The sequence below is a fragment of the Mesorhizobium loti genome, from assembly GCF_003148495.1.
GTDB classification, from domain to species: domain Bacteria; phylum Pseudomonadota; class Alphaproteobacteria; order Rhizobiales; family Rhizobiaceae; genus Mesorhizobium; species Mesorhizobium loti.
Genome location: NZ_QGGH01000015.1, coordinates 49,591 through 75,675, shown reverse-complemented (window position 1 = coordinate 75,675; position 26,085 = coordinate 49,591). Strand labels below are relative to the sequence as shown.

The following is a 26,085-nucleotide window of genomic DNA, read 5'->3' as shown; positions in this document are numbered from 1 at the left end:
TGAGGGCTGAAAGAAGAGGATCAAGTAGAGACCAGTGCGGGGTTGTGACGGTTTTGCGGATATAGAACTTCAACACCGGCGGCTTCGATCTTGTCCAGCATGTCCGATGCAGGCCTCCGGTCGGTGATGATCGCGGTAATCGCCGAATGGGGCAGGATGCGGTAACGCGCCGACAAGCCGAATTTGCTGTGATCGGCGAGAATGACAATTTTCCGTGCTTGCTCGCAGAGCGTCGCAGCAAGCTCCTGTCCGACCTGTTCATGGTCGAAGACGCCATTCGGATGCACCGCATTGACGCCGATAAATGCGACGTCGATCTGCTGTTCGCGGAGTGTACGCAAGGCGGTGAATCCGGTTACGGTCCGGAAATCGACATTGAAATCGCCCCCCAGCATGACAACGCGATGCCGATAGCCTTCGGCCGCGGCGATGGCAGTATCGACCATGTTGGTGACGACGCGCATTTCCGGCAGGGCCGATATGCGGCTGGCCAACGACAGAATGGTGCTGCCGCCCCCGAAGAAGAGATTCTGACCGGGCTTCAGAAGACCCAGGGCGATCTCAGCGATGGTGCTTTTTTCCGCGCGCTCGGAAACAGCTCGCGATGAGATGGCCAGCAGCTTTGGCTGTTGCGTTGCGACCGCGCCACCATGGACCCGTGCGACCAAGCCATCCTGCTCGAGCCGTTTGATATCCCGCCGCGCAGTCTCTTCTGAAATATTGAACCGCTGCATCAAATCTCGGATGCGCACTTCGCCATTCGCCTGGATGATTTCAACGAGCCTTTTATGACGATTGTAACTAAGCGACATGCTTCTCTCTCTCGCGGCATTCGAAAAAAGACTATTCAGTTCGCTGCGCAAATGTCACGTCAGGGCGTCACTCTCACAGGCCGTTGAGCGGCTTAAGGTGCGCCGCAGAGCTTTTGCCAGCCTTTCGTTTTCCGTCCGACTTCGAACCGTCAGGCGCAGATATCGATCTGCGTCGTTCATGGCTTGATAGCCGCATTCTCTTACGAGGACGGATTCGAACAGAACGAGGCGGCGCTTGAGCTCGGCAGCGGATACCGAATTTTCAGGCAGCCGGCACAAGATGAAATTCGTTTGCGAAGGTACGACGTCGAGGCCCGGTACCGTCCGCAGCTCCTCGATGAACAGCTCTCTATCTTCTCGCAACATGTCTAGACTGTGTTCCAATTCCTCTGCAAATTCGGGAAGCAGGAACAGTGTGTATTCCGCAATGCCGTTAATGTTCCACAGCGGCAGTTTCCGGCGCACGGCGGCAACGAGGGTGGGATCGCCAGCCATGAGGTAGGCGAGCCGGATTCCGCCAAGTCCGAAGACCTTTCCAAGGCTCTTCACCACGATCAAATTGGCACAGGACGGAACCAGAGTCTCAACGCTGTTTGGTCGGCCATCAGCGGGAAAATCAATGAACGATTCATCCACGATCAGCCGTCGCCCTCGAGATCCTAGGGCCTCCGCCAGCCATGCCACGTCAGCATGATCAACAAGTCGACCGGTCGGATTGTTTGGATTTACAACGATTGCCGTATCCGCGCCTGTCGCCAGTACGAATTCCAGGAAAGCTCGAACGTCGAGATCGAAATAGGGCGGGGTGAGGACGAAGTTGTTCTTTTGTTCGTCATCGAGAGGTGTTTGAAAGCCGGCGAACGTCGGCACGGGAATCGCGATTGTTGGGTTCAGCGTTGAATAGAGCGCCTGGATGAGGTCGGTCACCCCGTTTCCGACTGCAATAAAGTCCGGCTGCTGCGAGGTCATCGTGCCAACAACTGAAGCGATATCGATCTGCTGAGAAGGATAGCATGTCAACACGCCTTCGAGCCTCGCCGCCAGCCGATCGTAAAAAGTCTTGGGAGGGAAGCGGGTATTGCAAAGAAGCATGTGCTCGGCGATTGGCTTGCGCCAATAACCTCCGACGCTCGTTTCCAGACGCCGCAGCACGTTCTCCTTGTCACACCGAAATTCCGCGATGGATGCGTCGACACCGTCGCAAATATCGAGCAGCTTGGAGCCAACATTCAGCACATTGTCAGGCAACGCTACGTCCAGCTGGGACAGGCCCGCGACTAACGTACTCAAGGCCTGATGCAGAGATGCCGCGGCGCGGCTTTCGGCCAGAAGATTGCGTAGAACATCAGCACTCAATCGATAAATCCCGGTCGGAGCGTCGGGCCGCCAAGCGGAGCCGCGCAAACCTTTGTTGACATCGATACCGTCAAGAACCTCACTGTCGAAAAGCGGCGTTCCCCATATCAGGAGGGTATCGCCATCATGTTGGCAAAACTTCTCAATGAGATCGCCGTCATGCGCGTCGTGCCACGAAAGCGTATTTGTGCTGTCCTGCAGGCGGAACCCAGCGAATGTGCCGCTGCTCAAGTTTTCAACGAGAGTGACATCTTCAATGCCGTTTTCGACACAGGCGTTGACGAGACGGTCCAAGAGCGGCTGACCGTTGATAGGAACCAACGGTGCATCGTAGCTGCCACTCCACAGATGTATTTTTGGCCCTGCGAAATCGAGGATAAAAATAGCACGGGTCGTATCGGCCATCTCGGACTCCTTTCTTCTGAAGGAAACAAAAAGAGCGCGTAGAAGCGCCCATTCCCAAAATCAAAACGACCCACTGGCGCTCGAAGTATCCCGTGATGCGTTCATACCGGCGTCATCCGAAGCCTATAGGGGGCTTTGGTTTCGATCGGTCTCTTCCAGGTGCAACATGACCCACACCAATCCATCCAGGCCTACCGCTCGTTTTCAGACGCCTGCCTCGATAAAGCCGCGCGCTCCTACGAAAGCGATTCTGATCCTCATGGACGGCGTAAGCGCGGACTATTTCGAAAAGCACAAACATCGGTTGCCGACGCTTCTTCGTTTGGCAGGAGACGGTCTGTCCATCACTCGCCTGCGCTCAACGGTGCCGGGAACGTCGATGCCGGGGCGCGCAAGCATGCTAACCGGCGCGGCGCCTCAAGCGAACGGGATCTACGGAAACCACATTGTGCGAGATGGCTCGTTTGTCTGCGCCGACGCGTCTGATCTGCGGGTTCCGACCATTGCAAAGCTTGCCAAAAATAGCGGGCTTGATGTCGCGTCCATCGGCGCTGGGTTGATCGACCCAGCCGATTGCGATGTCTTCGTGCCGGCCTGGTGGGAACGAGGGTTTCTCCAGGGAAGCCGGTCATTTAAGAGCCTGCCCGAAAACCGCATCGCTCGCTCGCGCATGATCAAAGATCCAAATGGACGGTTGCGAGCCGCCGGCGTGCTCGATCTCTTCGGCTTCCCGTCCAGTAGTGACACCGTTGCGAGCACTGCTCTCGTTGCGGGCCTGGCCGCGGATCATCTCATGATCGGGGCTGCAGGAGCGCTGGCTTGCTCGGAGAACCCGCCTGATCTCATTTTGACCGAGATCGACATGACGGATTCGATTCAGCATCAGTTCGGATACGAAAGCGAGGCGGCACATTGGTCTATCGCCGCGGCCGACATGATGATTGGCGCTCTCATCGAAGGACTGAGGCGAGTCGGGCGGGAAGACGATTACGCGATCGTAGTCGCAAGTGACCATGGACATAGCGCCGTCCACACAACCATTTATCCGGATGCGATCATCCCTGACTTGCTTTGGGAAAGTGAAGGAGCGACGCTCCATGTCCTGGTTGACGGAGCTCATGACCGCAGAATCGCAGACGGACTGTTGGCGCGCTTCCAAGTGGAGCCGTGGTCGAGCGACCATGTTCCGGTAAATGAACGTGATTGCATAGCGACCTATGTCGCACCTCCTGGACACTCCTTCGAGGAGACCGTTGGAGACACGCAAGAAGCTGGCCCGACGGGCAGACCTCGATACTTGTCCACCCACGGTTTTCGACCGGGCAGCGCGGAGGACGATCGGATATGCCTGTTGAGCATCCCTGGAATGCAACCTTGCAATATTGCCTGGGGCTCCGCTGAAGAGTTCACGCCAACCATTGCTCAGATCTTGGGATTGTCCGACGCCCCGTTTTCGGCAAAGGGTCTTCTGTAAAATGCCCGCAAGCGACCGCCTGCGGGCTCGCATATTCGTCATGAGAATACCTCTTTGAAGAATATCCCAAGGTTGGCCAACAGCCAGAACTTCCGGCCAAACGAGTCTGAAGGATTTCGTCGTCCGGCCTCGAACCAACGCCGCAAAGCAGCAGGATCGAACAAATCTCCCAGTGGAGAGTCCTTATCAAACAGCAGCCTTCGATATTCCGTTGCTCCCTCGCCAACGGCCCACTGACCCAGTGGCAGCGGAAATCCCATCTTTTTGCGAGATAGAACAGATCTGGGCAAGACGCTCCGGTATTCCCTTCTTAAGGGGAATTTTGAGACATCGAGACGTTCGCTGAAGGAAGCAACCGGATGCCACAGTGCCTGGACCGAAGCGATTGGAGACCTCCACCTCAACCGCTGTGAGCCGGGCATCGCCATTGCGGCGGTAACGAGCTGGTGATCGGTATAAGGAACGCGAGCCTCAAGCCCAGCTGCCATTGTGGTGTTGTCAACCATTTCCAGCAATGCGGGCAAATGCGTAGAGACGAGAACATATGAGATCTTGCTAAAGAAATCTCCGCCGGCCTCTGCAAATTGAGTCGAGAAGTGATCGAACAGAGCCATCTCGTGCTCCCTTCGTATCCGCCCATCGATAGCAAGCGAGCGGATTTCATCGGTCGGGAAGTAGCTGTAGCGCTCCAGGAAGAACTGCAGCTGACTGCAATGGACGCCGAGTCCGAGGCGTCGGCGTGCGATCTGGGCAAGAGCAGGTGGCAATGCGGCGATGATCTTGCTTCGATTGTAATCATACGGCGTACGGAACAATCGGCTGTAGCCAGCAAAAATCTCATCGGCACCCTCGCCGGTGAGGACGACCTTATGCTCCTTCGAAATCGCCTTTGCGAGCGTAAACATTGCGGTTTCGTTATGCATCCCAAGCGGATGTCCGCGCAGGCGCACCAGCTCCGCTACGGCGTTGACATCGGATGGTTCTCCAATCGGGACGACCCGGTGAGTGAGCCCGAATTCTGCTGCGACCTCCATCGCATAGGCCGTCTCGTCATAATCGGCGGGCTCGACCTTGCCGGTATAGCAGATCGGACGGATTTGGGAGCGGGTGGACGCCTCATAGGCGAGGATGCTCGAGTCAAGTCCACCGGACAACAATGCGGCGACCGGTACGTCAGACACCAGCTGACGTTCGACGGCGCTTCCAAATAGTCTCCTTATGTCGGAATAGTCCGGCTTCGATCGCGAAATGCGCTCCGACAGATTCCACCAACGTTCGGACGTGTGTCGCCCATTCCTTATTGCGAGGAGATGGCCGGGCTCTAACTTGGAGATCCCGGCGAACAGCGTCCTGGCACCGACAACCGCGCGATAGGAAAGAAAACTGAGCGCGCCGATGATGTCGGGTCCGCGTATCAGGCCCGGCCAGCGAATGAGAGCGTTCGGCTGCGATGCAAAGAGAAGGCCAACATCGCAGATCGTGTAGTAAAGGGGTTTTACCCCCAAACGATCTCGGGCGATGAGAGCAAGCGAGTTCCGGGGATCGAAAAGCGCGAAGGCAAACATCCCGTCAAGGCGGTTTAAGAATGACTTTCCCCAAGCAATATAGCTAAGAATTAGAACCTCGGTGTCCGACACCGTCGAAAAGGAAAAACCCATATCCCTCAATTCAGCTCTAATTTCCCGATAGTTGAATATCTCGCCGTTGTACGTCACCACCACTCCGGTATTGTCATCGCGATAGGGCTGATTGGCGCGAGAATGAGCGTCGACAATCGATAGCCGTCGATGCGCGAATGCGACCGATTGATCAATGTATAGGCCGCTGGCATCAGGCCCGCGATGAGCGAGAGCCTCAGCGCAACGCTCAACGGCCTCAGCACAAACGGGTGTTCCCTCGTTTTTGAGGACTATCCCAAAGATTCCGCACATTGGGGTCGCTCTCTTGGCACGAATAACGCCAACTACGTGCTCGGCTTTTCGCCGATCATCTGGATGCAGCCATCGCCGAACCAGAAGCGGGCCAGCGGGTGGTCATAATGACGGTACATCGGAGCGAGAAAGCGCCGAAGATTATGGAAATTTTTTGTATACCTTGAGATCCTGCGGATCTTCTCGAAGCCGCACTCGCCATACCAGCCTCGGATTTGCACCTCTGTGAATGCGAACCCGTGATAGGTCGGCGCCTGGAAACGATCCCGGATCGTCACGAACAAATCATCATCAAAAAGACTCCGAAAGAATTCGTTTTCGCCAGGCATATATTCTTTCTCTTCGCCGTCCTTTATTCGCAATAGCCAGTTGATGGCTTCGCGTGCGGTGGATGCATCCAGATTGTCAATGGAACTGCGGAATTGTTCGTCGCTTTGGTGGAGTTCTCGCAAGTGATTGATGCATCGGTAAATGACGCCGTTGGCGGTGCCCATAATCGTTAAAAAGAAGCTGCCGCCGGGGCGGGTTACACGGGCAAGCTCTTCAAAGCCTTTTTTCGGATTGCTGGTGTGCGGCAAAACCCCTGCGCAATGGACAAAATCGAAACTGAAGTCGTCAAACGGCAGATCGAGCACACTGCCAGCGACCAGTTCTGAGCGCGGCCCAAATCGGCTGAGCCGTTTGCGCGCGCAATCCATCCAATCATTGCTCAATTCAAGCGAAACAACGTTTCGTGCCCCCTTGTCGAGAAACGCATAGGACGCATTCGCGTTGGAGCCGCAGCCCGCGTCCAGGACATCAAGACCGCGGAAGCTACCGGTAGGCAGGCCGAAATATTCCTCCTCGATTAGAGAGACCAACCTGTCGAATATGTGGTCGTCATTCTCCTGCTGGCGCTGGTAGCGATCAAAGACGGTGCGAGTTTCGGCCTCGAAAGAGTTTTCCATGTATTCTCTTCCCTATAGCTGCAAACTGATTCACTTTGTGAGTAAGGCGACAGATCCGGCTGCGGCGAGTGTAAGGTTACCCAAGCGCACCGCACTGCCGGTACCTGGAAATTTGAAGTTTGAAAGATGCAGGACCGACAGCACAAACCCTGCACCGATCAATAGGTTGCCCAGGCCTTGCACCGGCAAGTGATGGTCGGCGACGAAGAGCAACGCCAACACGAAGAGATTATTGTTCAACGGCAATCCTCTGCCGAATCCGTCAGCGTCCAGTCCGAACGTCGAAAAATAGCTGAGGCGCAGAGCCCCTGACAGGATGAGGCAGTTGGCAGCCAACAATGCGAGAACGGAGAACGCGTTGAAGGACAAAATCAGAACCGCTGGAAAGACGGCTGCGTAGACCAAATCAAGCAGCCCGTCCAACGCGCCACCCAGCTGTGCCATCAAAGCGGACCGGTTCGGGGAACTCTTCGCGACCATGCCGTCGGCATCATCTGCCAAAAGAGCCCACAAGCCGAAACAGATGCCAATCTCGAAGCGCCCGATCAAAGCAAGGTAGATCGCCGTGGTGGCCAATATCAGCCCAAGGGCTGTAATGGCATTTGCAGCGTCGAACAGATAGCGGATCATCCTCCTACCCCCGCCACGGCGGCCGGCGCGTCGGCACTATGTCTGTGAGGTCGCTCGAAGGCGAAAATCCTTTCCGCTACCCGCAGGTCCTGTTCACTGTCGATCTCGTACCATCGCAAATCGTCACATCGCGCCGCGGCGAGTTGCAGTCCGCGCTGCTCGATGAGATGCGCGAGCAGCTCCTCGGTATAGGCTTTGATTGCGCCCGAGCCGATCAGGTCGTGGAGGACCGGGACGATCACCGTTTGGAGTTCGGCGCCAGAGAACCGGATGAGGTTCATCATCTTGAAGAGCACCGGGGTGCCTGATGCCAGATTTGCCGCCGTCTGCTTCAACCGGACTTCGGATATGAAGCCGTCGCTGGAAAGGACGGCCGCGGATCCTTCCATGGATGGATCGAAGGGCGCGACCGCAGCGGCATTGGGCGCCTCGACCCTGATCAGGTGGCGCAGCGCATCTTCTTCGAAGAAGACGTCACCTTCGAGGAGATAACAGTCGCCGGAAAGAAGCGTGTCGCGTGCCAGCCAGAGCGAGTACGCGCTCCCTGTCTTGTCGAAGACCGAGGACTCGACATAGTTGATGTCAAGTCTGCCGAAGCGTTCGCCACAGGCATGGCGAATGGCATCCTTGCGATAGCCGACAACAATCGTCACCTCTTCAACTCCCACCGTCTGAAGGTTCCACAGTGCATTGTGAAGTATCGGTGTGCCGTTGACTTCGACGAGGGGCTTGGGACACAGATCGGTCAGCGGACGCAGGCGGGAGCCGAAGCCGGCAGCGAGAATGACGGCTTTCCTGGGAGCAGCGGGAGGCATCTCATTCACCTCTTTCGTTTTGTTGCGGTGTCATTTCCAGGCGTTGAGGAATTCGACGAGCCGGGCCAGGCCGGTCGCGAGTTTTTCAGGTGGAATTCCATAGGACAGGCGCAGGCCGGCGGGGTCACCGAACGCGGTGCCCGACACAGCTGCGACGCCAGCTTCGGCAAGCAGAGCCGTCACGATATCGTCGGCTGTCGTTGAGGTACCGTCTTCCGATCCCGGTCGCAGCAGACGGGAAAGGTCGAGATAGAAATAGAAGCCGCCTTGCGCCCTGGCGACCGGGACACGCGTCAACGAAGCAAGCACGTCAAGACCCACCCGTCTGGCGCTTGTCAGGCGTGAACGCAGCTTGCCTTCATAGTCCGATCCATCCCTTTGCAAATGGGCGAGCACCGCGTGCTGGGCAATTACGTTTGGATTCGAAGTGGTGTGCGATTGCAGGGCCTTGACGGCATTGATCACCTCTTTTGGACCCGCCAGATAACCGATGCGCCAGCCGGTCAATGCCAGCGATTTGCTGAAGGAGTTGACGATCAGCGCGCGTGCTCGAATTTCGGGAGCGACCGAGACGATCGGATGGTGGGTATGATCCTCATGCACGAAGGCGCCATAGCACTCGTCGAAAATGATCCACAGGTTGCAGCTGACCGCCAATTGAGCGATGGCCATCATGGTCTCAACATCGTAGACCGCACCGGCCGGATTGCTGGGCGTGTTGACGACGATCGCCCGCGTTCGTTCGGTGACCGCCTCCTTGATGTGCTCGGGGCGCGGGACGTAACCGTTGGATCTGGTGTCGACGAAGACCGGTGTGCCGCCGGCGATTAGCACCTGGGCCGGAAACGTTGTCCAGTAAGGCGCCGGGATGATGACCTCGTCGCCCGGGTTCAGCAGCACCATTGCGGCATTGAACAAGGCCTGCTTCGCTCCGGACGTCACGGCAACTTCCTCGGCCTTCCAGATCTGTCCGGTATCGAGGGAGATCTTCCGCGCCAGTGCCTCGCGCAGCTCCACCATGCCAACCGTATCGGTATAGCGATTGACGCCCTTATTGATGGCGTCGATCGCGCCGTCGCGAATCGTGGGAGCAAGCTCGCTCCAGATCTCGCCGGCGGTGAGATCGATGATCTCCTTGCCAGCATCGGCCGCCGCTTTTGCGGCAGCGCGCGCCGCGGCGGTACCCGATGTGCCAAACAGGTTTGTCCGATGCGCAAGCATGTGCGCTCCCGTTTTCGTTTTGCTTTTCAAAAGACGGGCTGGGCCTGCTACCGGACGCCGGTCGCCGTCTGCGGCAGATATTTCTCTTCCGCCGCTGAGAGTTCCTGGTAATTGAGCAGATCGAAGAGTTCGTCGAGCGTCGCCACCTCGTCCTCGATACCGGCGGTACTTTCTTCGCGGAGGATGCGGTCGCAGACCTGGCGCATGGCCGAGATCGCCGCGCGCATGTTATGGTTCGCCCAGATGACCGTGGAGATTCCGGCCGCCCGATACGCGGAGACCGGTGTGCGGTAATATTTCGTAGGCACGATCACGACCGGAAGGTGGTTCTGCCAGGCGCGCGTGAAGGCGAAAATCTGCTCAGCGTTGGACTTGCGGGAATGAATCAGAATAGCATCGGCGCCGGCCTCAGCGTAGGCTTGTGCTCGCGCCAGCGCCTCATCCTCTCCGCGGCCGGCGATGAGCGCCTCGATCCGGGCGACCAGAACGAACTCCGCATCCGGCACTTGGTCCTTCACCGCCTTAAGCCGGCCGCAGAACTCGGGAATATCGGCCAACGGGTGCCGATCACCGATGAACGAGTTCATTTTCGGGAACGCCGTGTCCTCGAGACATATGCCGCTCGCGCCATGTTGGCGCAGCTTGCGGGCGACCAAACGGGCATTGTTGAAGTTCCCGAACCCGCTGTCCCCGTCGACGAGGACTGGAATGTCCACCGTGTCGGAAATTCGCTCAACGACATCGACGAGTTGGGACCAGGAAGCTTCGTTCGCATCTCGATATCCGAGACTGGATGAAATCGAGAGGCCGGACGCCCAGAGCGCCTTGAAGCCAGCGCGCTCGGCAATCGCCGCCGAAAGGCCGTCATGAGCCTCCATTGCGAAGGCGAGTTCACTGGACGCGATCATTCGGCGCAAGCTCTCGCGCGTCTGCGCACCAGACTGCCTCTCCACCATGCGGTCTCACCTCCACCGACGCTGTCCAGCCGACAAGCCTGTCATCGCCTGCCGCACGAAGTACTTTCAGAGGCGAACCGCTCTGCCCACCGATCGGCGATCTGCCACTGTCGTGCACCCATACAGAATCAATGAAGCAAGGCGCGTGCCGAATTGGCGAACCACCTACGCCGCACCAGTTCTCCATACCGGCGGCCAGGTACCCTCTCGACCCCTTGGTCGGGCTTGCGACATCCTCGTCCAACTTCGGACACAAGAGGGGTCGTGGGAGTGGCTATTCGTCTGCGCCGTGGCGGGCGTCCCGTCAGGCTGCCGATCAACGGTCGAGATGGCCAGAGAGCGGAAGACCGGCGGTCCGTGCAGGCAAGGTGACGGACGGCGTTAGTCTTCGATACCCACCATCGCCAGTCGGCTTGATTATATATCCAGGCCGCATGGACCATCGTCGAGCATCGGCACGCAAGATTTCAGGATCCCGGTGGCCGCCCCGAACTTCAAGCCTTGACCTAACCAAGCGACTTGTTGATCGATGGGATGATCTTGTCTCCCCAGAGCTCAATCTGGCGTAGCATCGTCTTTTGGTCGAAATCTCCCAATTGGGTCTGAATTGCGATCTGGTCCGGCTTCAGGATACTTATCTCCTCCAGCAGGCGATCGATGACGCGACTTACGCTGCCGATCGGCAGGTTCTGGCGCATGGTCTCGAACGACAGATCCTGCTGCGTCGGTGTTTCCTGCAGCAGATAGCCGTCCCGGCTCTGCTGGCGGCGCTGATGAAGTGCTTCAGATAGCCGGCGCTGGAAGCGGGCGTTGTCGAGATAGCTGTCGATCTCCGCCTGATCGTCGCTGGCATAGCAGCAGCGCAGAAGCCCTATCTTGGCCGCGGTGACATCCTTACCCCGCGAGGCCGCTGCTGCCACGATGGTCTCACGCAGCGTTCTCACGTTTTCCAAGCCGTTGTGGAACGCCGTGACGAAAAGATTGTGGCCCTCACGATAGGCCCGGCACATGCTTCGCGCGGACCCGCAGGCGATCCAGATCGGTGGGGCTGGCCTTTGGACGGTGCGCAGCGAAATGGCCGTTAAAGGTATCTTCTCATACTGGCCATTGTGCTCGAAGATCTTCTGGTTGAGGCCCTTGAGAAGGATATCCAGGTATTCCGCAAACACGGCCGGCGCCTGATCGACATCGACACCGAAGCGCTCGAACTCGAACTGCTGGTATCCCGAGCCGACGCCGAGTTCGAGGCGGCCGTTCGAAACGATATCGGCAAAGCCGATCTCGGAGAGCAGGCGCTGCGGTTGATATAGCGGCAGCACACACACGCCGGTGCCAAGCCGAATGGTGCTCGTAAGGCCGGCACAGTGTGCCACCATCATCAAGGGCGAGGGAACCAGGCTGTAATTGTTGAAGTGGTGCTCGGCGAACCAAGCGGTGTTGAAGCCGGCCTGCTCCGAAGCGATTGCCTGTTCTATGGAGTTACCGATGACGCTGTCGCACGATTGATGATAGCCTCGCTGGGCCGCCAAGATGAATGTCGCGAATTCCATGGCGTGTCCTCGTTTACACAAAGTGGGCAATCAAGCCTTCGACTTGTGCCGATTGCGGTGGGCCGCGGTATCGATCCGGCCTGGCGGCGACGTAGTGGACGGTCTTGCGCAAAGCCGCTTGTCGTTCGGCGGCCGCAGGCAAGCGCCAAAACTTGGCTAATGGTTCGACCCTGATGACCAGTTTTCCGTCACCGAGGAAGGCGATCACTTGGCAAGCCGCGCTTGGCACGTGCCATCCAGCCGCAGTCTCAATGCTCGAACCTCGTCGGCTTCGACGAACCGCAACCCGTCGCCGGCGAACATTCCGTTGGATCTTCTTGATCGGTTGACTGGGCGTTTCGCGCGTCAGCCAACGAGGTCAAGCCGCCGTCCACGTAGAGGGTCGAGCCGTTTACGTATGAGGCATCAGGCGAGGCCAGAAAGAACACTGCCTCGGCGACGTCTTCGGGCTCTCCCATCCGCCCCATCGGGATGCGCCGTGTGATCGCTGCGGAATCGATGCAGCCGGACTCGACTAACTGAGCCATGTCAGGCGTACGGATGTACCCAAGAGCGACGGTGGCCGTTCGAATGCCGACCGAACCGAGTTCGGCCGCCATGCACCGGGTCAGAATGTTCATACCCGCCCTGGACGCCCCATAGGCATGGCGCGGCACAAAGGGCAGGAAGCTATTGATCGATCCAAGATTGAGGATTACGCCGCCGGCGTCCATCGACTTGATCGCCTCGCGCGCGCAGGTGAAGGTGCCGGTAAGATTGACGTCCAGCACCCGCTCGATCTGTTGCGGGATTTCGATCCCTCGCACAAACGTATCGGCAACAGCAGCACAGTTGACGAGGGCCTCGATGCGACCGAAGCGCCCCCGTATTTCCTCGAACAGCGCCACCACCTCGCTCTCGACCGCCACGTCGACGGATTTCGCCACGTGTCTGCCGCCCAGCAAACCAGCGAGTTCTGCCGCCGCAGCACCATCTCTATCGGCGATGACGACCGTGTCGGAGTTCGCGGCGAAGCGGCGAACGACGGCGGCGCCTATACCGTTCGCGCCGCCCGTCACGACCACTGTGCGCGCGCCAGTTCGTTCGGCCGGCCGGAAGAGTTCGGCTCGAGGCGTCTCGTCGACCGGCGGGTGCGCGTCGCCCGGCTGGTTGAACGACATCCAACCGCCGTCGACCATCAGCACCGATCCGGTGATGTAGCCCGTCTGTGCGCTGGCCAAAAAACGCACGGCCCGAGCGATCTCGTCGGGGCGCGCCATTCGTCCCATGGGCACGCGGCGGCGCACGGCCGCGAGGTCCATCTTGCCCGCGCGTTCCAGTTCCGCCAGCATCGGCGTGCGCACGTATCCTGGGGCTACCGCCGTTACGCGGATGCCGCGCGAGGCCCACTCGCATGCAAGCGACCTCGTGAGAGCGATCAAGCCCGCCTTCGAACTGGCATAGGCGTTGCGCTTGGGATTGCCGAGCACGCCCGCCAGCGAAGCGACGTTGACAATGGCAGCGCCGGGCTGCATGCGCCTCGCCGCTTCGCCGGCCATGATGAAAGGCCCGATCAGATTTGTTGCAAGCACGCGTCGGAAGGCCTCGAAACCGGTGTCGACAGTCGCAGCCATGGCGGGTCCTGTCGCCGCGTTGTTGACGAGAACATCGATTTTCGCGAACTGCGCTTCGATGCGGCCGTATAGGGCGACAATGTCCTCTTCTCGTGAGACATCGCATTCGAGGCCCAGATGCGGATGGCCGAGACCGCCGGCCAGTTCAAGAACGCCGCTGCCAGGAAGGTCCACCGCAACGACGATGTCTCCATCGGCGGCGACGATCTCGACTAGCGCACGGCCGATTCCGCCTGCCGCACCCGTTATGATGACGACCCGTCCTGCCTGCTTCATATGAACCTCTCCGCAGCCAGCGTCAGAGATATCGACGCGAGTCAGCCGCAAGACCAGTCGCGGACGTCCTGGTGACGGCGAGTTTCCATACCGGGTAGACGTGTTGCGTTCCGGGACCACTCCCGCGACGCGGCTCCGCAATTGGGAGCCTTGGAAAGCATTGTGGTGACATGCATGGCATTTTCATTTTGATGACGAGCTGCGGCGCTTCCTGAGCGCGTAAACCGGGTCATTGGGATGCGCTGCTCCGATCGGTTGCCGCAAGCCGAACCGTTCTGCCTCGGGGACCGCTGGTGGGGTCTGCTCTTCGATCCAATCGTAAACGACGGTCCGTTCGGCAATGCGCCACGCCCCTTCCCTCTTCTGAAAAAGATCGCAGTAACGGCCGCAGAGAAGCACCTGGCGTGCTTCTCCGTCGTTGTCTGGTCCGCGTTGCAGCGCGGTGAAATAGCTTTCGACCACGGCCTCCGACGGGTCGATGAATTCGATCAAGACGTTCGTGATCTGGTGGATTAAGCGCGGTCCGGTTTTGAAGAGACCAAGCGCAAACTCAAAGAAGCCCTCGGCTGAGCCGCGATAGGCACCGTGATTGTCATGCGCATCGGGCCAATATGCACTGCGCAGCGCAGCCTCATCCGCGCGGTCTATGCCGCGGCAGTACCGATAAAGGCAGTCGCGGATCGCCTCGCGGTCGCGCAGTTCGGTGATTTTTGCCTGGCCCATCGCTCTGTCGCAAATTTGAGATTGGAAGAAGGCGTTTCGTGCCTCTAGGTGCGTGCAAGGACGAACCGATCGGCAACTAAAGAAGCCAGAACGGAGACGAACTTCACGTGTCGCGTGCGTGTCATTGAGGTCTCGATGCCGGAGAGGAGGTAGGCAGGGAAGCGGCCGGACATCTTGCCTTGCGGTGTGGGGCCACGTCTCGTCGATTCCACCTAAGCTTCCCCAGCTCTTGGTTGCATGGCGGCTGGTTCGAACCGCGCGGCCGATGTGCGATCGATTTCCAGCGCACTTTCGGGGCAGGATCGCACCGCCCGTGACGCGAGCAGTTCGTCCCCTTGCGCGACATTGATGTCGCCAAGCAGGACGTAGCCCTCATCATCAAGCTTGAAGATGTTCGGCGCTTGCGCCCAGCATCGTGCGTGACCCTGGCATTTGGCTTTGTGGACGACGATGTGCATGGCGCTCCCCCATTGTCTGTGCCGCAGCTGAAGGCTGCCTTGGTCAGGACCAGTCGACGATCAGATTTTCGATCCCAAACACATGGCCGCCATAGGCGACGGGCGCTGTACCTTCCTTGATCCGGAAGGCCGGGAGGCGCGCCAACCATTCCTCCAGGCCAATAACAATCTCTCGCCGGGCAAGGTGTGAGCCAAGGCAGCGGTGAGGACCATAGCCAAAGGCGGCGTGGCGGTTGTCCTCGCGCATGAGATCGATCGTGTCGGGACATTCGAATTCCGCCGGATCGCGATTGGCAATCATCGTGGCGCAGGAAACATAGTCCCCCTTACGGATCGGCGCGCCTTCGAAGTCGATATCTTTTCTTGCCACCCTGATAATCTGCACGGTCGGATAGGCACGCAGCAATTCTTCGGCTGCGAGCACGATTCGGTTCGGTTCGCTCCGCAGCAGTTCCTGTTCTTTGGGATGACGCGCGAGAAAGGCCAGGTCAAAGCCAATCGCTGCAGCGACCGTGTCGAGTCCCGCGACGAACACGAGCACGCCGATGCCACGGACTTCCTCGTCGGTCAGCCGCCGGCTCTCGACCTGTGCCTGCACGATGAAGGTCATGAAATCGTCGACCGGTTCCTCGCGGCGCATGGCCGCGAGCTCGTCGATGAACGCCAGGATCGTCCGAGCCGCCGCCGGTCTTTTGACATCGTCGCCGTGGAGCAGGTCGTTCGCCCAGCCGACAAATGGATGGAGTCGGTGATCGGGTAGCCCAAGAAGGCGAAGGAAGATGCTGACCGCAAAAGGAAAGGCAAAATCCTGCATGACGTCGCAGCTCGTGCCCGATGCGGCAATGCTGTCGATCAGGGCTATCGCTCGCTCACGGACAGCCGGTTCGAGTGCCGTCACCCGCTTGGGCGAGAGCAGCGGATTGAGTAGCGAGCGAAAGACGCCATGGGCGGGTGGATCGAGTTCAAGCGGGATCATCGGCCAGTTCTCGCCAAGCGCGGAGGCGAAGATGCTTCGATGGCTGGAGAAGGTATCAGCGTCTTGCAGCACCCTGCGCTGGTCTGTGGCGCGAGTGATGACCCAGGTGCCTCGGCCATCGCGCGTGTTAAAGGGGGAATAAAAGATCGGTGGCCCGGCATGAACGCAAGCAGTGGCGGCCTGCGGGTCCCCGTCGGGCGTCGGCAGCATGCCAGGCGACGTGAACAGGCTGAAGTCCCCCACCATTTCGGCCGGGACATGATCCGGAACCTGGTTGAGCGTCATTGGATTTTTTCTGCCGTCTAACAACTAACCAGGCCGCGCGGCATTGCATCTTGGCCATCCGGCAACTTGTAACCCTCTTGGCCAGACCGCTGCCTGCCCGCCAAAGAGCCCACGAGCGAAATCGTCGGAGACGCGGCGATTTCCAGCTTCGAACGGCGAGCCGGAATGAAGCTCTTGCTCCAAAGCGGTTCGGGGTCGGTCATCTCTTCAAGGATTTCCGCAGCGCGGCACGCGAAAGGCCGGTTGGCCGCCGACGCGCTCGCCGGTCTCCTCGAGCGCCGGCGAGAGGACACGAGCAAGCACATGCTGGTCGAACTGTATCTCCAGGTCGATCGGTGGCCATTGGCCGGGGCCGGGCGATTGTGATGGTGACGCCAGCCACGCCGGTCGATATTGCATTCCACAGGCAATGCCCGTTTCGGATAGAATCTGAACTGACGCTGGCCTGACATGTTGTCTTCCTTCATTGCATTGAGCGCGATATCACTCACGAATGGACGCCAGTCGGTATCTCCTGCCGTCTCACATGAGAGCTTCAAAAGTCGTGCCAACGGCGCGGAAAGAGCCCTGCAGGAGATTTTCTACATATCATTCAACAGCTTGAACGAACGCAGCCGCAAGCCTGGCGGAGCAAAGCCGTGTCCCGGACATGACAAACCCGGCAGCAAAGTCGCGGCAGCTTCAAAATGCTCTGAGAGCACAAGGCGGCTTTTTCCGTCACTTCGGGACCGTGCCCGCCTCACGCAAGCGCGGTTCAGAAAATCACATGGCCAGCTTGCTAATGGACGTGCTGGCTTTCTTGTACCCATTGTCGATTTCGAAGCTGTCTCGCGAGCGTCGATAGGGCGAAGCGCGTGGCCCGTCAGCCGTCTCAATCCTGAGAACGGAGGCCATAGGGACCTCGTCAGGTAACCTCGATCGACTCCTGTCCCTCGTTCCGAGTTTGAGCCCCAGATTTTCGCTTCGAATACGAGCCACCTGTTCTCCGCGCCGGCGACCCGGCGACCCTCCGGTCCGACTTCCGACATTTTTTGTCCAGCTTCGGACAAAGAGGGTCGCGGCTTGATACGCATAAAGGGAATCCCCTCCGCCCAGAGCCCACGATCAGGTGATTATGGGCGCGCTCGGTCTCGGCGAAGGCATGGTTCTGGCCGCTCAAGGAAAAGAGGGTCGCTGCAAAAAACAGTGTGAACCCGAGCCTGAAAATCAAATGGCATGGCGCTTGCGTCGTACTCGGCAGAACCCATCACAAGGTGGCCAGGAGTAAGACCATTGCTGACATCGCGACGCCCCGTACAAGCGCGTACCGTTCTCGTTGCCGCCGCAAATCGAGACCTCTTTTCTTCAGACGCCCGTGCTTGCGAGCGGTTTTGCCATGGCTGATCCAAGGCCGACACAAAACGCGCGGCGCTCGGCCGAATTGCCGGCCGAGGTCGATGCCGTGTCAGTTTCAACCGAAAAAGCAGCGCAACAGTTTTCCTCCAGGAGCACATTGATGACGGTCAAAAAAAAGGTTCCTTTCGTCACCTTTCGCACGCGTGTTCGCGATGATTCCATCGAGGGGCCAAACCCGTACCGCTGGAAAGACAGGACATCCGACGACTATTTCAGCGGCAAGCGCATCATCCTGTTCTCGCTGCCCGGTGCCTTCACCCCGACCTGCTCGACCTTGCAGTTGCCCGATTTCGAAATGCTCTACGACGAGTTCGTGAAGGAGGGAATTGACGCAATCTACTGCGTTTCCGTCAACGATGCGTTCGTCATGAATGCGTGGGGCAAGGCGCTGGGGCTGCAGAAAGTCCAGCTCATTCCAGACGGCTCGGGCGAGTTCACCCGCAAGATGGGCATGCTGGTTGCGAAGGACAATCTCGGCTTCGGCATGCGCTCCTGGCGCTACGCTGCCGTGATCAACAATGGCGTAGTGGAGCAGTGCTTCGAGGAGAACGGTTTCTGCGACAACTGCGAGGCCGACCCCTATGGCGTATCGTCGCCGCAGAACGTCCTTGAAACGCTGAGAGCCGCCAAAGCCGTGACGGCTGCATGATCTAGACGAGTCAACGTCTCGAAAATCCCCTTGCACAAGGCGAAGGGTCGCTCGGTAGGAGTTTCACGCTAACCATGGAGTCCTCAGCAAGCCTGCTTCAGCGTCAGAAGCAATCGTTGGTTTTGACGCCGCAAATGATGGAATCCATTCGCCTGTTGCAACTGGCGCATCCCGAACTGCATCAGTTCGTCGAGCAGGAAATCGAGAAGAACCCCTTTCTGGAACGGGCATCAAACCGGGCGCCGAAGGACATTCCGTCGATTTCGGCCGGGAACCCGCGCATCGGGCCGACCACGGGCGGAATATCGGATCGGGCCTCGCAGTGGAAATCAATCCGCGGCAAAAACAATGTCCAACCGGGGGGAAACCATGCGTTCGAAGATACCTGGACGTCCATCGAAACATTGCACGACCATGTCGCTCGTCAGATCGCTCTCAGCGCATTCGCGCCGCTGGAGCGGCGAATAGCTGGCGAGCTTGCCGGTCATCTGGAAGACACCGGATACCTTCCGGTGAACCTTTCGGAATTGGCCCGCAGCTTGAATGTCCGGGAGGCTGTTGTGGAACGGGTTCTCGGAACCTTGCAGCAGTTCGATCCACCGGGTATTTTTGCGCGAACTCTCAGCGAATGCCTTGAGATACAATTGCGGCAGCTAGACAGGTTCGACCCGGCAATGGCAGCGCTGGTCGCCAATCTTGAAGCGCTGGCGCGACGCGATTTTCAAACATTGAAGCGCCATTGCGGTGTCGATGAAGACGACCTTCTCGACATGTTGCACGAAATCCGCGCGCTCGATCCCAAGCCTGGAAACCGATTCCAATCCGGAGGGCCTGAATCGATCATTCCCGACGTCTTGGTCCAGCCCTCTCCCGGAGGTGGGTGGCAAATCGAACTCAATCCAGACACGCTGCCCAGGCTGCTGATGAACCAAAACTATTTTGCCCAGGTCTCCCGCCTAAGCGCCCAAAATTCGAAAGACCAGTCATTTCTCAACGAATGCCTCCAAAACGCGAACTGGCTAATCCGCAGCCTTGATCAGCGCGCCAAGACGATCCTCAAGGTAGCGGCTGAAATCATCCGCCAGCAGGACGCCTTTTTTGAACATGGGGTCGCCCACCTGCGGCCTCTCAATCTCAGGACTGTCGCGGATGCGATCAACGTGCACCAGTCGACGGTAAGCCGGGTGACGTCGAACAAGTATATGCTGACCCCGCGCGGCGTGTTCGAACTGAAGTATTTTTTCACTGTCGCGATCGGCTCCTCGGAAGGCGGCGACGCGTACTCCGCCGAAGCTGTGCGCCATCAAATCAAGGCGATGGTTGCCGTGGAATCGCCCGACGAAGTGCTTTCCGACGACGACATCGCCACCCGGCTCAAGGAAACCGGGATCGACATTGCTCGCCGCACCGTTGCGAAATATCGTGAGGCGCTGAACATCCCGTCCTCCGCGCGACGTCGCCGGGAAAAGCGCGTGCGTCTTCGATGCCAATCAAGCCCGGGCGGCGGCGGCGACGAAAGCGGCTCTTAAGCGAGCCCGTTCTTGATCCGTGCCAAGTGGCTTTCGCCTTCCTCCGGGCCAAAACAGCTTTCGAAATCGCCGCATTCCTGACAACTGGGCGCGGTGCATAGCGAAAAGCCTTCAGCCTCGCAGAGCTTACGATAGAAATACTTCTTCCATTTCATGTTTTTGGTGTTGCCGGCCGCCAGCGCCGGGAAATGCCTGGCCATCAAGCGGCTGAGTTCGGCCCGATTGAAAAGGCCAAGGTCCTGCCACAGATGGTCATTGCGCAAACTGCGCCTGGCGATGATCTTGGCGAAGAGGGTGCTCGCCGGATCGCCTGGCCTGGCATGCCCAATAAGCAAGCCGCGCAGAAGCCCTTCCTCCATATCCGGCTCGGGATCGGTCAGTTTTTCCAGCGCGAAGGCGTTGACGGGAACAGCCGGGAAATAGCGTGTCATGACACCTCGCAGGTCGGCACGCGAAAGGCCGGTTGCTTCGGTCGCGGTCGCCTTGCCGGCCTCGACCTCCTCGAACGCGAGGTAGAAAACACAGGCAAGCACATGCCGGTCGAACGCCGCCGCCTGGTCTGTCGGCGGCCATTGGCTGGTGAGAAAACAGCCACGGTGATGGGCGAATGTGGCGCCGTTCTGCTGGTCTTGTCCCCAGCTCATGCAGCAAGCTTGTCGGCCGCAAGGTGGGTCTGGCAGTTCTTCGGGCAGACGCGGCCGCAGGCGCCGCAGCCGATGCAGCGGCCGGCATGGTCGACGATCATGACCATGCGGTTGAGCTCGCCGTCGAAGTCGTCGTCCTCGCCCGCGCAGATGCCGAGGATTTCGCCTGCGTCATCGACGCCATGAAGGTGCATGACCTCGCGCGAGCAGACCTTGAAGCAGCGGCCGCAGCCGATGCAGGTCGCGCCATCGATCGCCGTCAGATAGTGCGGCGTCCAGGGAGCGCCGTCGCGGGTGACGAAAGCGCCCGTCATTGTGAATTCTCCAACGCTGCGAGTTCTTGCTTTGCCGCATCCAACTCGGAAAAAACCTCGAAGGCTTTCCAGGCGACCGCCTTGATCTCGGTCCAGTTGACCGGAAGGTCCTCGGCAAGGTCGTGCAATTCCATCTTGGCGGCTCCCGCGCGCGACTGCAGCTTGCGGACCTTCTTCTGCAATAGCGCAAGGTCTGACATGATCCCCTTCCTCGCAAGCCGGTCGTTACGCCCGCGCCATGTCGGGACGCGCTTCGATGGCCACGACCGCATCGCCGGCGTGCCGGCCTCGGCGGGTTTCCGGAACGTCTCGAAGCCGAACCGGTCATGCCGATGGTAGGCGAGACGCTGCGGCCAGCTTATGCAATCCCGCGCGGCGAGACGCAGGTCCGTATCCTTCGAGCTCGGCATAAGAGCGGTTGAGCGCAGACGACAATCAGGATCTTGTTCCCGACGTCGACGCGGGCGGTGAGCGCATATTGTGAGGGTGTCGATTTTGGCGACGCCCCTATGCCAGAGAATGCGGATCTCGCGTCGATCCGGCGCGTTGCTTTCCTTGGCTCCATTGATCGCATCAACCAGGATCTAAATGATCGCGCGGCGGCTGCCGCCTCAGGAGGAAGCCTCAAGCGCCGTGCCGGGAACGCAGGACGCAGCTCATAAAAAATTGTCTTCATCGCATTGATGGGTTTGCTCAAGAGCGCGGCAGGAAGACAGGCCGGCACCAGGCGTGTCGTGGATTGGACAAGCCCGACGACAGGTTGCGGCCGCCTTTTCAGGAACGGCCCGACAGGATTGCTGGGGAGGCAAGCTGAATTCACGCCGCGTTCAACCGCGTTGCACATTGGTCTCATCCCACCCCCCCTTTGTCAGTTCCAAGGCCTGCCGCTCGAACAGGCGGCGGTAGATGCCGTCGCGACGGATCAGCGCGGCATGGTCGCCCTGCTCGGTGATGCAACCACGGTCGAAGACAAGCAGCCGGTCGAGTGCCCGCACCGTCGAGAGCCGGTGCGCAATGACGAGCGTGGTGCGCCCGACCATGAGCCGCTCCATCGCCTTCTGGATCAGCACCTCCGATTCCGAGTCGAGGCTTGATGTCGCCTCGTCCAGAATCAGGATCGGGGCATCGGCGAGGAAGGCGCGCGCTATCGCCACACGCTGGCGCTCGCCGCCTGAAAGCTTCACGCCGCGCTCGCCGACCAGCGTACCGTAGCCGTTCGGCAGGCGCGCAATAAAGTCATGCGCGCTGGCGAGCCGCGCCGCCTGCTCGACGTCGGACCGAGAAGCACCCGGCCGCCCATAGGCTATGTTCTCGGCCAGCGAGCGGTGGAACAGGAGGGGTTCCTGCTGTACGATCGCGATCTGGGAGCGCAGCGAGGCCTGCGTCACCCGCGAGATGTCCTGCCCATCGATCAAGATTCGTCCAGCATCCAGGTCGTAAAGCCGCTGGATGAGCTTGACGAAGGTGGTCTTGCCGGAGCCAGAGGGGCCGACCAGACCGACCCGTGCGCCGGCCTCAATCGAAATCGACAAGTCGCTGTAGAAGGGCGACCAATGATTGCCGTAGTGGAAATGGACGCTCTCAAAATCGATGTGACCCTTCGTGATCCGGATCGGCTTGGCGCCCGGAACATCGGCCACGTCGGGCGGCTGGCTGTAGGTTTGGACCAGTTCCTCCATCTCATTTACAGAGCGCTGGATGTTGCGCACGTGTATGGAAACATCACGCAAGTAGCCATACAGGACGGTGAAAGACCCGAGCACCAAGGCGATGTCACCTGGGGTAGTCTGGCCGCGCGACCACAAAAATAAGGCATAGCCGATCAAAGCCGCTCTCAGCGCAAGAAGCATGATCCCCTGGAATGCAGCACTGACCGTCCCGCGCACCCAGGTCCGGAGGGTCCGGTGCCGCCACTTGGAGATAACTTTCGCCAGGCGATGATCTTCCCGCACCTCGGCGCCGAAGCCTTTGACCACAGCGTTACAGCTGATCGCGTCCGCAAGCGAGCCGCCAAGCCTCGTATCCCAGTTGTTGGCGAGGTTTGCGGCTGGCGCCACATAGCCGAGCGACAGGACAATGATCAGCGCCACATAGCCAACCGAGCCGCAAGCGATGATCAGCCCCATCATCGGCCAATACCAGCCGAGCAGAACGCTCGACCCCACGAGCATGATGAGCGACGGGAACAAGGCAAGAAGGATCGTGTCGTTAAGGAGGCAGAACGCCCACATGCCGCGCGTGATCTTGCGCACCGTAGAGCCGGCGAAGGTTTTCGCATGCCAATCGGTCGAAAAGCGCTGGACGCGATGGAACGCGTCGCTGGCGATGTCCGACATCATCTTTAGAATGAAGTCATTGACGGCAATGAAGGCGATGTTGCGCATGACGACGGCGCCCAGTGCGAGCGCAATCAACATTGAAAAGGCCGCAAGAGCCGCATCCCACACGACGGCGTCGGCTGCCGCTCCTTGGGCGACCGCGTTTACGAGCCGTCCGGAATAGAGCGGCGTCAGAACGTCAAGGAGCGTTGCGACAAGCACCGCGAGCATGATGATCGGGAGCCGGACCGGTTGCCTGCTCCAGTGGCGCATGGTGAAGGCGAAAACGTCGCGAAAGGCGGCGCCGCGTAGATCGACGGGAAAACGCCGCGTGGCTTTGTACGAGCGCAGCAGGCCGCTCGGTCTCAAGAAACCCGAAATGGAAGGTCTGCGTGAGGACGAAAACATCGCACGGAATGCGGGTGGCTGATCTGGACCTGACATGTTGCTTTCTTTCCTTCGTTCCATCGATCGCGATGTCACCCGCGAGATGAATATCGGCCGCGGCCACGCGCTGCCCTACGAGGAGAGAACCGCAAAAGCCGCGCCAAAGGCTCAGAAAGAAGCTCAGAAGAATTTTCTGCATATTCTACAATGACAAACGAGATCTCAGCAGGGCAACGGGGGCGTAACAGTGCCGTGTCGCGCACTCGACAAACCCGACAGGACGCATCGGTCGCGCGGGCATCCTTGGCGAACGGCCCGACAGGATTGCTCCTCACGCGAAGCGGAATCTACGCCCGATTCAACGGCGTTCCGCGTTGAACAATTCCCGCCGGTGTCGGAAATGCGACGGAGCAGTGTTAGAGCCATCATGTTGTTTTGAAATGATTCCCTTCTTTGGCACGGTCCATGCGTAGCTGTTCACGAACGCGTCCGGCCTGAAGGAGAGACAGTCCATGATCCAGCGCACCGAAAACGCCCTGGCCTAAAGACCGCGCTTGCCGGGGGCCGAGCCGGCGCAACGCTGGCGCACCAAGGTCGAGGCGAGTTGCCGCGCCGGCGCCAAGAAGCGCGCAGGCCGAATGTGGCCGCGGCAACTCCTTCGGCTAACCATCATCATCATCATGACAGACCGGGCGTGCGCCTTGCGTGATTGCGCTCAGGAGAAGGATCACATCCATGAGACCTGTTTATCTGGACAACAACGCAACGACACGGGTCGATCCTGAAGTCGTTCAAGCAATGCTGCCGTTTTTTACCGACCAATTCGGCAACCCTTCGTCGAGCCACGATTTTGGCGCTTCCGCCCGGGCGGCGGTGAGAAAGACGCGCCTGCAGGTGCAAACGCTGATCGGAGCGGAGTTCGACGACGAGATCACCTTCACCTCGGGCGGGACGGAAGGCGACAACGCCGCGATCCTTTCGGCGCTCGAGGTGATGCCTGAGCGCACAGAGATCGTGACTTCCGCAGTCGAGCATTCGGCCGTGCTGACGCTTTGCGCCCACCTTGAGAAGACGCGCGGCATCAAGGTGCATAGGATCCCGGTGGATCGCCACGGCCGGCTCGACCTCGACACCTATAAGGCCGCCCTCACCCCGCGCGTGGCGATCGTCTCGATCATGTCGGCGAACAACGAGACCGGAACGATCTTCCCGGTGGCCGAGCTTGCTGAGTTGGCCAAGGAAGTCGGCGCCCTTTTCCATTCCGACGCGGTGCAAGCGGTCGGCAAGCTTGCGATCGACTTGAAATCGACGGCAATCGATATGCTGTCTCTCTCCGGTCACAAATTACACGGGCCTAAAGGGGTCGGCGCACTTTACGTAAAGCGCGGCGTGCGCTTCTGTCCGCTGATCAAGGGGGGAGGCCAGGAGGGCAACCGCCGCGCCGGCACGGAGAATACGCCAGGCATCGTCGGTCTCGGCTTGGCCGCCGATCTTGCCTTGAAATTCATGGACGACGCGAACACACGGGTCAAGGCGTTGCGCGACCGCCTGGAGAAGGAACTTCTCCAAAGCATCCCAGACGCCTTCGTGGTCGGCGCTTTACCAGCGCGGTTGCCGAACACCGCAAACATCGCCTTTGGAGATATCGAAGGTGAGGCCATACTGCATTTCCTTAATCGCGAGGGCATCGCCTGCTCCTCCGGCTCTGCTTGCGCCTGCGGCTCGCTGGAGCCGAGCCACGTCTTGGTGGCGATGAATATCCCCAATAGCGCGGCACACGGCGCAATCCGTTTCTCCTTTTCGCGCAACAACGGCGAGGAGGACGTCGACCGGGTGCTCGAGGTCATGCCCGGGATCGTTAAGAAGCTGCGTGAGCTTTCCCCATCTGCCAGCCAGGCGAGAGGACTTCAATCAGCTCCAGGCCTGGGCGACGACCCAAACCCGACCACCGTTTCCGGCCCAGGAGAATGCAATGCGCAGTTGTTTCGCTGAAAGCCGTGCCATCGATGTCACCGACATCCTCGCCCGGCTGAAGAGACTGTCGGCTGCGGAGGAGTTCTTCGCAGTCCTTGGCATCTCTTATGATCCGAAGGTACTCAATGTCTCACGGCTGCATATCCTGAAGCGCATGGGCCAATATCTCGCTGAAGAGGATTTCGCCGGTCTTCCCGATGGGGTGATCGCCGCGCGGGCGCGTGCGACGTTGGAACGCGCCTATGAGGATTTCGCGACATCCTCGCCACTCACCCACCGGGTCTTCAAGGTGCTCAAAGAGCACGATCCCGACAAACCGGCCACTCGGGACCACACCTTTGTACCGTTCGAGTCGATCCTGAGGCGGTTCGGGACAGAATAACGCGACACTAATGCGACGCGACAAGGTCGAAAAGCCGACAAACCCGGTCATCACGACGGCACCTT

At 59.4% G+C, this 26,085-nt stretch carries 24 protein-coding genes; 6 read left to right on the top strand and 18 right to left on the bottom strand.

Annotated elements, in window-relative coordinates; translation table 11 throughout:
- Positions 1-20 precede the first annotated feature (20 nt).
- Positions 21-812: a DeoR/GlpR family DNA-binding transcription regulator gene (locus C8D77_RS31455; RefSeq protein ID WP_109671378.1), complete on the bottom strand. Its 792-nt coding sequence runs from the start codon at positions 810-812 to the stop codon at positions 21-23.
- Positions 813-866: 54 nt separating this feature from the next.
- Positions 867-2,573, bottom strand: a complete 1,707-nt coding sequence (locus tag C8D77_RS31450) for a pyridoxal phosphate-dependent aminotransferase (protein ID WP_109671377.1) — start codon at positions 2,571-2,573, stop codon at positions 867-869.
- 166 nt (positions 2,574-2,739) lie between these two features.
- Between C8D77_RS31450 and C8D77_RS31445 the strand changes: the two genes are divergently transcribed.
- Entirely contained in the window at positions 2,740-4,047 is a 1,308-nt protein-coding gene (locus tag C8D77_RS31445) for an alkaline phosphatase family protein (RefSeq protein WP_109671376.1), read from the top strand.
- Positions 4,048-4,085: 38 nt separating this feature from the next.
- On the opposite strand, the gene asnB is transcribed toward C8D77_RS31445, so the two are convergent.
- The 12 genes from asnB to C8D77_RS37830 form a co-directional block, all read right to left on the bottom strand.
- Complete coding sequence (gene asnB / locus C8D77_RS31440; protein ID WP_109671375.1) at positions 4,086-5,978, bottom strand: asparagine synthase (glutamine-hydrolyzing); 1,893 nt, start codon at positions 5,976-5,978, stop codon at positions 4,086-4,088.
- Between the two features lie 32 nt (positions 5,979-6,010).
- Positions 6,011-6,925, bottom strand: a complete 915-nt coding sequence (locus tag C8D77_RS31435; protein ID WP_109671374.1) for a class I SAM-dependent methyltransferase — start codon at positions 6,923-6,925, stop codon at positions 6,011-6,013.
- A 30-nt stretch (positions 6,926-6,955) separates the two neighbouring features.
- The gene (locus C8D77_RS31430; RefSeq protein ID WP_109671373.1) at positions 6,956-7,555 is read right to left on the bottom strand and encodes a CDP-alcohol phosphatidyltransferase family protein; all 600 of its coding nucleotides are present in this window, start codon (positions 7,553-7,555) and stop codon (positions 6,956-6,958) included.
- Positions 7,552-8,370: a phosphocholine cytidylyltransferase family protein gene (locus C8D77_RS31425; protein WP_109671372.1), complete on the bottom strand. Its 819-nt coding sequence runs from the start codon at positions 8,368-8,370 to the stop codon at positions 7,552-7,554. The genes C8D77_RS31430 and C8D77_RS31425 overlap by 4 nt, the downstream gene beginning before the upstream one ends.
- 30 nt (positions 8,371-8,400) lie before the next feature.
- Positions 8,401-9,591, bottom strand: coding sequence for an aminotransferase class I/II-fold pyridoxal phosphate-dependent enzyme (locus tag C8D77_RS31420; RefSeq protein ID WP_109671371.1), 1,191 nt, complete (start codon positions 9,589-9,591; stop codon positions 8,401-8,403).
- A gap of 47 nt (positions 9,592-9,638) precedes the next feature.
- Complete coding sequence (gene aepX / locus C8D77_RS31415) at positions 9,639-10,547, bottom strand: phosphoenolpyruvate mutase (RefSeq protein WP_107652826.1); 909 nt, start codon at positions 10,545-10,547, stop codon at positions 9,639-9,641.
- Between the two features lie 506 nt (positions 10,548-11,053).
- Positions 11,054-12,097, bottom strand: a complete 1,044-nt coding sequence (locus C8D77_RS31410; protein ID WP_109671370.1) for an LLM class flavin-dependent oxidoreductase — start codon at positions 12,095-12,097, stop codon at positions 11,054-11,056.
- Positions 12,098-12,345: 248 nt separating this feature from the next.
- Positions 12,346-13,986: an SDR family oxidoreductase gene (locus C8D77_RS31400; RefSeq protein WP_109671368.1), complete on the bottom strand. Its 1,641-nt coding sequence runs from the start codon at positions 13,984-13,986 to the stop codon at positions 12,346-12,348.
- A gap of 183 nt (positions 13,987-14,169) precedes the next feature.
- Positions 14,170-14,709: a nuclear transport factor 2 family protein gene (locus C8D77_RS31395; RefSeq protein WP_006333835.1), complete on the bottom strand. Its 540-nt coding sequence runs from the start codon at positions 14,707-14,709 to the stop codon at positions 14,170-14,172.
- Positions 14,710-14,921: 212 nt separating this feature from the next.
- A complete protein-coding gene (locus C8D77_RS31390) occupies positions 14,922-15,167 on the bottom strand; it encodes a ferredoxin (protein WP_109671367.1) in 246 nt (81 codons plus the stop codon).
- A gap of 43 nt (positions 15,168-15,210) precedes the next feature.
- A complete protein-coding gene (locus C8D77_RS31385) occupies positions 15,211-16,428 on the bottom strand; it encodes a cytochrome P450 (protein ID WP_109671366.1) in 1,218 nt (405 codons plus the stop codon).
- Positions 16,429-17,772: 1,344 nt separating this feature from the next.
- A complete protein-coding gene (locus C8D77_RS37830; RefSeq protein ID WP_170136873.1) occupies positions 17,773-17,934 on the bottom strand; it encodes a hypothetical protein in 162 nt (53 codons plus the stop codon).
- Between C8D77_RS37830 and C8D77_RS31375 the strand changes: the two genes are divergently transcribed.
- The gene (locus C8D77_RS31375) at positions 17,924-18,472 is read left to right on the top strand and encodes a peroxiredoxin (protein WP_109671408.1); all 549 of its coding nucleotides are present in this window, start codon (positions 17,924-17,926) and stop codon (positions 18,470-18,472) included. The two genes, C8D77_RS37830 and C8D77_RS31375, sit on opposite strands and share 11 nt — an antisense overlap.
- A gap of 74 nt (positions 18,473-18,546) precedes the next feature.
- Positions 18,547-20,001, top strand: coding sequence for an RNA polymerase factor sigma-54 (gene rpoN / locus C8D77_RS31370; protein ID WP_109671364.1), 1,455 nt, complete (start codon positions 18,547-18,549; stop codon positions 19,999-20,001).
- Here the strand turns inward: rpoN and C8D77_RS31365 are convergent.
- The 4 genes from C8D77_RS31365 to C8D77_RS31350 form a co-directional block, all read right to left on the bottom strand.
- Complete coding sequence (locus C8D77_RS31365) at positions 19,998-20,645, bottom strand: nitrogen fixation protein NifQ (RefSeq protein ID WP_109671363.1); 648 nt, start codon at positions 20,643-20,645, stop codon at positions 19,998-20,000. The two genes, rpoN and C8D77_RS31365, sit on opposite strands and share 4 nt — an antisense overlap.
- Positions 20,642-20,959 (bottom strand): ferredoxin III, nif-specific, encoded by a 318-nt coding sequence (fdxB, locus tag C8D77_RS31360; protein ID WP_109671362.1) that lies wholly within the window; start codon positions 20,957-20,959, stop codon positions 20,642-20,644. Before fdxB ends, C8D77_RS31365 begins: the two co-directional genes overlap by 4 nt.
- Complete coding sequence (locus C8D77_RS31355) at positions 20,956-21,159, bottom strand: CCE_0567 family metalloprotein (RefSeq protein ID WP_109671407.1); 204 nt, start codon at positions 21,157-21,159, stop codon at positions 20,956-20,958. The genes fdxB and C8D77_RS31355 overlap by 4 nt, the downstream gene beginning before the upstream one ends.
- Before the next feature lie 627 nt (positions 21,160-21,786).
- Positions 21,787-23,685, bottom strand: coding sequence for an ABC transporter ATP-binding protein (locus C8D77_RS31350; RefSeq protein WP_245951932.1), 1,899 nt, complete (start codon positions 23,683-23,685; stop codon positions 21,787-21,789).
- A 34-nt stretch (positions 23,686-23,719) separates the two neighbouring features.
- Between C8D77_RS31350 and C8D77_RS37825 the strand changes: the two genes are divergently transcribed.
- From C8D77_RS37825 to nifW, 3 genes are all read left to right on the top strand, one after another.
- Positions 23,720-23,875, top strand: coding sequence for a hypothetical protein (locus C8D77_RS37825; RefSeq protein WP_154674715.1), 156 nt, complete (start codon positions 23,720-23,722; stop codon positions 23,873-23,875).
- Positions 23,876-24,399: 524 nt separating this feature from the next.
- A complete protein-coding gene (gene nifS, locus C8D77_RS31345) occupies positions 24,400-25,656 on the top strand; it encodes a cysteine desulfurase NifS (protein ID WP_109671361.1) in 1,257 nt (418 codons plus the stop codon).
- Positions 25,637-26,020 (top strand): nitrogenase stabilizing/protective protein NifW, encoded by a 384-nt coding sequence (nifW, locus tag C8D77_RS31340; protein ID WP_109671360.1) that lies wholly within the window; start codon positions 25,637-25,639, stop codon positions 26,018-26,020. The genes nifS and nifW overlap by 20 nt, the downstream gene beginning before the upstream one ends.
- The last annotated feature ends 65 nt before the right edge of the window (positions 26,021-26,085 follow it).

Coding starts and splice junctions, on each gene's coding strand:
- C8D77_RS31455 (WP_109671378.1), bottom strand. CDS start 812: ATGTCGCTTAGTTACAATCGTCATAAAAGGCTCGTTGAAATCATCCAG.
- C8D77_RS31450 (WP_109671377.1), bottom strand. CDS start 2,573: ATGGCCGATACGACCCGTGCTATTTTTATCCTCGATTTCGCAGGGCCA.
- C8D77_RS31445 (WP_109671376.1), top strand. CDS start 2,740: ATGACCCACACCAATCCATCCAGGCCTACCGCTCGTTTTCAGACGCCT.
- asnB (WP_109671375.1), bottom strand. CDS start 5,978: ATGTGCGGAATCTTTGGGATAGTCCTCAAAAACGAGGGAACACCCGTT.
- C8D77_RS31435 (WP_109671374.1), bottom strand. CDS start 6,925: ATGGAAAACTCTTTCGAGGCCGAAACTCGCACCGTCTTTGATCGCTAC.
- C8D77_RS31430 (WP_109671373.1), bottom strand. CDS start 7,555: ATGATCCGCTATCTGTTCGACGCTGCAAATGCCATTACAGCCCTTGGG.
- C8D77_RS31425 (WP_109671372.1), bottom strand. CDS start 8,370: ATGCCTCCCGCTGCTCCCAGGAAAGCCGTCATTCTCGCTGCCGGCTTC.
- C8D77_RS31420 (WP_109671371.1), bottom strand. CDS start 9,591: ATGCTTGCGCATCGGACAAACCTGTTTGGCACATCGGGTACCGCCGCG.
- aepX (WP_107652826.1), bottom strand. CDS start 10,547: ATGGTGGAGAGGCAGTCTGGTGCGCAGACGCGCGAGAGCTTGCGCCGA.
- C8D77_RS31410 (WP_109671370.1), bottom strand. CDS start 12,097: ATGGAATTCGCGACATTCATCTTGGCGGCCCAGCGAGGCTATCATCAA.
- C8D77_RS31400 (WP_109671368.1), bottom strand. CDS start 13,986: ATGAAGCAGGCAGGACGGGTCGTCATCATAACGGGTGCGGCAGGCGGA.
- C8D77_RS31395 (WP_006333835.1), bottom strand. CDS start 14,709: ATGGGCCAGGCAAAAATCACCGAACTGCGCGACCGCGAGGCGATCCGC.
- C8D77_RS31390 (WP_109671367.1), bottom strand. CDS start 15,167: ATGCACATCGTCGTCCACAAAGCCAAATGCCAGGGTCACGCACGATGC.
- C8D77_RS31385 (WP_109671366.1), bottom strand. CDS start 16,428: ATGACGCTCAACCAGGTTCCGGATCATGTCCCGGCCGAAATGGTGGGG.
- C8D77_RS31375 (WP_109671408.1), top strand. CDS start 17,924: ATGACGGTCAAAAAAAAGGTTCCTTTCGTCACCTTTCGCACGCGTGTT.
- rpoN (WP_109671364.1), top strand. CDS start 18,547: ATGGAGTCCTCAGCAAGCCTGCTTCAGCGTCAGAAGCAATCGTTGGTT.
- C8D77_RS31365 (WP_109671363.1), bottom strand. CDS start 20,645: ATGAGCTGGGGACAAGACCAGCAGAACGGCGCCACATTCGCCCATCAC.
- fdxB (WP_109671362.1), bottom strand. CDS start 20,959: ATGACGGGCGCTTTCGTCACCCGCGACGGCGCTCCCTGGACGCCGCAC.
- C8D77_RS31355 (WP_109671407.1), bottom strand. CDS start 21,159: ATGTCAGACCTTGCGCTATTGCAGAAGAAGGTCCGCAAGCTGCAGTCG.
- C8D77_RS31350 (WP_245951932.1), bottom strand. CDS start 23,685: ATGTTTTCGTCCTCACGCAGACCTTCCATTTCGGGTTTCTTGAGACCG.
- C8D77_RS37825 (WP_154674715.1), top strand. CDS start 23,720: ATGTTGCTTTCTTTCCTTCGTTCCATCGATCGCGATGTCACCCGCGAG.
- nifS (WP_109671361.1), top strand. CDS start 24,400: ATGAGACCTGTTTATCTGGACAACAACGCAACGACACGGGTCGATCCT.
- nifW (WP_109671360.1), top strand. CDS start 25,637: ATGCGCAGTTGTTTCGCTGAAAGCCGTGCCATCGATGTCACCGACATC.